Annotated in this window: 2 protein-coding genes; one reads left to right on the top strand and one right to left on the bottom strand. The window is 63.6% G+C overall.

All coding sequences use genetic code 11. From position 1 onward, the window contains the following. On the top strand, positions 1–210 hold a 210-nt coding region (locus CYR32_RS21255), incomplete at its 5' end, for a DUF3131 domain-containing protein (RefSeq protein WP_146000753.1). Here the strand turns inward: CYR32_RS21255 and CYR32_RS21250 are convergent. Beyond that, the coding region (locus CYR32_RS21250) for a D-aminoacyl-tRNA deacylase (RefSeq protein ID WP_175578845.1) at positions 199–379 on the bottom strand (181 nt) is incomplete at its 5' end. The genes CYR32_RS21255 and CYR32_RS21250 overlap by 12 nt on opposite strands.

The raw sequence follows: 379 nt of genomic DNA, 5'->3' as shown, positions 1-379 counted from the left end.
ACCACCTACACGCCCGCCGTGGTCACCAATACGCCTTACGTGCTGGGCGGGCTGGAGTATGGCTGGCAGACGCCGGGCAACGACACCACCCTGCTGAGCGCCCAACGCCAACGGGCGCAGAACATCTACCGCGTACAGGAGCAGCGCTGGCAGAAGCTGAAAATCCTGACCGCGCAATTTATCATCACTTTTATCCGGTTACACCTGTAACCAGAAGGTGACCGGCCCGTCATTCACCAGGGAGACTTTCATGTCTGCGGCGAAGCGGCCGGTTTCGGTCGGGATGCCCTGCTCCCGGCACAGGCCGGTAAAGTGCTGGTAGAGGCGCTCCGCCTCGGCCGGGGCCGCACCGCGCGAGAAGCTCGGGCGCATCCCTTTC

Source organism: Chimaeribacter coloradensis, from assembly GCF_002858715.1.
Classification (GTDB): Bacteria; Pseudomonadota; Gammaproteobacteria; order Enterobacterales; family Enterobacteriaceae; genus Chimaeribacter; species Chimaeribacter coloradensis.
This window is presented reverse-complemented; position numbering and strand designations above follow the sequence as displayed.